This is a genomic window from Romboutsia sp. 1001713B170131_170501_G6 (genome assembly GCF_015668195.1).
Lineage (GTDB): Bacteria > Bacillota > Clostridia > Peptostreptococcales > Peptostreptococcaceae > Romboutsia_C.
The window spans coordinates 1-3,178 of sequence record NZ_JADPFC010000022.1 but is presented as its reverse complement, the minus strand read 5'-3'; the positions used below and the strand labels follow the sequence as shown (position 1 = coordinate 3,178).

Sequence of the window (3,178 nt, the reverse complement as noted above, 5' to 3'; positions counted from 1 at the left end):
AAGGGGAGGCAATAACATGAAATTACCATTTAATGTTGATTTAAAAGATAAAGTAGTTGTAGTGACAGGTGGAACAGGAGTACTTTGTGGAGCTATGGTTGATGCATTAGCTAAATGTGGAGCTAAAGTAGCTATACTTGCACTTGGAAAAGAAGCTTGTGAAGCTAAAGCTAAGGAAATAATAGATAATGGTGGATGTGCCATAGGAATAGAAGCTAACGTATTAGATAAAGAGAGTTTAAAAAGAGCTCATGATATAATTTTAGAAAAATTAGGACCATGTGACATATTAATAAATGGAGCTGGAGGAAATCATCCAAAGGGAACAACAACAAAAGAATATTTATTTGAAGAAGATTTAAATAATGAAGAATTAACAACATTCTTTGACTTAGATCCAAAAGGAGTAGAATTTGTATTTAACTTAAACTTCTTAGGAACATTACTTCCATCTCAAGAGTTTAGTAAAGGCATGATAAACAGAGAAGGGTGTACAATAATAAACATATCTTCAATGAATGCATATACTCCACTTACAAAAATACCAGCATACTCAGGAGCAAAAGCTGCAGTAAGTAACTTTACTCAATGGTTAGCAGTACATATGTCTAAAGTAGGTGTAAGAGTAAACGCTATAGCACCAGGATTCTTTGTAACAGCACAAAATGAAAAGTTATTATTTAATGAAGATGGGACGCCAACAGAAAGAAGTAATAAAATATTAAATAGTACACCAATGGGAAGATTTGGAGAAGCTCATGAATTAATAGGTACATTATTATATCTAGTAAGTGAAGATGCATCAGGATTTGTAAATGGTGTTGTTATACCAGTAGATGGAGCATTTTCAGCATACTCAGGAGTATAGGGGGATATTATGCTAGAAAGTATAAAAAAAGAAGGAATAGTAGCAGTAATTAGAGCAAAAGATCATGAAGAAGCTAAAGGATATATAAATGCTTGTGTAAATGGTGGAATAAGAGCGGTAGAATTAACATACTCAATACCTAATGTTGTAGATTTAATAAATGAACTAAGAGATGACAAAAACCTTATATTAGGTGTTGGAAGTGTTTTAAATAAAGAAATGGCTAAAGATGCAATATTAGCGGGAGCAAAATATGTTGTAAGTCCAGGGTATAGTGAAGAAGTTAATGAAGTATGTAAACAATTAAATACACTTTATTTACCAGGATGTATGACAGTAAGTGAAATAATGAATGCACAAGATAAAGGAAATAAAATGGTTAAGTTATTCCCAGGTGATGTATTTGGACCAAAGTATGTAAAGGCTATAAAAGCTCCAATACCAAATGTTGAAATAATGCCAACTGGTGGAGTTAGTATAGATAATGTAGATAAGTGGTTTGAAATGGGAGTTTCTTGTGTAGGAGTAGGAAGTTCACTATTTAATGCAGGAAACTTAGAAGATATAGAAAACTTAGCTAAGGAATTTGTGGAGAAAATACAAAATGTCAGAAGCAAATAATAAAAAGGTTTTAGGTTTTGGGGAGGTAATGTTAAGGTTAATACCTCCCAACAATAAAAAAATTATACAGTCAAATTCTTTTGAAGCAATTTATGGTGGAGGTGAAGCAAACGTTATAGCAAGTTTATCTTGTTTTGGTCATAAGACGAAGTTTGCAACTAAATTACCAGACAACTCACTAGGTGATAAGGTAATAAGAGATTTAAAAGGATTTGATATAGATACCTCTTCAGTCGTTAGAGGAGAAGGAAGACTAGGAATATATTTTTCTGAAATAGGTCATGGATATAGAAGTACAGAAGTTATATATGATAGAAAATACTCAGCTATATCAATGGCAAATAAAGAAGAATTTGATATAGAAAGTATGCTAAAAGATGTAAGTTTAATTCATATGTCTGGTATAACTCCAGCACTTAGCAAAGAGTTATATAACTTAGTTATAGATATTGCAAAATACTGTAAACAAAATAGTATACTAGTGTCCTTAGATTCTAATTATAGAGCTAAGCTTTGGAGCTTAGAAGAAGCTAAAGGATTTTTGGAAAAAGTACTTCCTTATGTAGATATAGCATTTTTAGGAAAGTTAGACATGACAAACATATTAAAATATAAAGATAATGATTTAGACTTTGAAGATTCTCTTAAAGAGTTGTACAAAGAGTTATTTAAGAATTATCCAAATATAAAATATGTAGCATGTACTAAAAGAAGTGTTCATTCAATAAATAATAATTCATTAAAAGGTTATATATTTGATGGAAATGACATGCAAATATCAAGTGAATATACATTTGATATATTAGATAGAGTTGGTGGAGGAGATGCATTTACAGCAGGAATACTTCACGGAGTAATAAATAATATGGATTCAAAAAAGACTGTTGAATTTGGAGTTTGTGCAAGTGCACTAAAGCATTCCATAAGAGGAGATATAAATTTAGTAGACGAAGAATCTGTTATTAGTTTGATAGATAAAGGTCTACAAAATATAAAAAGATAATTGGGGGAATAGTAAATGGAAATGACGTTTAGATGGTATGGACAAGATGACCCTGTTAAAATAGAGTACATCAGACAAATACCAGGAATGAAAGGAATAGTTACAGCAATATATGATATACCAGTTGGAGAAGCTTGGCCATTAGACAAAATATTAGAACTTAAAAAGACTGTAGAAGACAATGGATTAAAACTTTCAGTAATAGAAAGTGTACCAGTTCATGAAGATATAAAGTTAGGACTTCCTACTAGAGACAAGTACATAGAAAACTATAAAGAAACATTAAGAAATCTTGGAAAAGCAGGAATAGAAACAGTTTGTTACAACTTCATGCCAGTATTTGACTGGACTCGTTCAGATCTAAACTATGAACTTGAAGATGGATCAACTTGTCTTATATATGATGAAGAAACTGTTAAGAAAATGGATCCAGCACTAGGTGAATTAGAGCTTCCAGGATGGGATACTTCTTATGGAGAAGGTGGACTAGGAGCATTACTAGATCAATATAAAGATATAGATGAAGAAAAATTATGGGAAAATCTTGAATATTTTATAAAAGAAATATTACCTGTAGCTGAAGAAAGTAACGTAAAAATGGCTATACACCCAGATGATCCACCATGGGGTATATTTGGACTTCCAAGAATAATAACTAACTTTGAAAACTTAGAAAGATTTATAAA

General features: G+C 31.2%; 4 protein-coding genes. All 4 read left to right on the top strand.

What is annotated here, in order from left to right; all coding sequences use genetic code 11:
* Positions 1-16 precede the first annotated feature (16 nt).
* A complete protein-coding gene (locus tag I4U89_RS15385; RefSeq protein WP_195941136.1) occupies positions 17-868 on the top strand; it encodes an SDR family oxidoreductase in 852 nt (283 codons plus the stop codon).
* Positions 869-877: 9 nt separating this feature from the next.
* On the top strand, positions 878-1,489 hold the full coding sequence (locus I4U89_RS15380; protein ID WP_207744206.1) for a bifunctional 4-hydroxy-2-oxoglutarate aldolase/2-dehydro-3-deoxy-phosphogluconate aldolase: 612 nt from the start codon (positions 878-880) through the stop codon (positions 1,487-1,489).
* Entirely contained in the window at positions 1,473-2,492 is a 1,020-nt protein-coding gene (locus I4U89_RS15375) for a sugar kinase (RefSeq protein ID WP_195941135.1), read from the top strand. Before I4U89_RS15380 ends, I4U89_RS15375 begins: the two co-directional genes overlap by 17 nt.
* A 15-nt stretch (positions 2,493-2,507) precedes the next feature.
* On the top strand, positions 2,508-3,178 hold a 671-nt coding region (uxuA, locus tag I4U89_RS15370), incomplete at its 3' end, for a mannonate dehydratase (protein WP_195941134.1).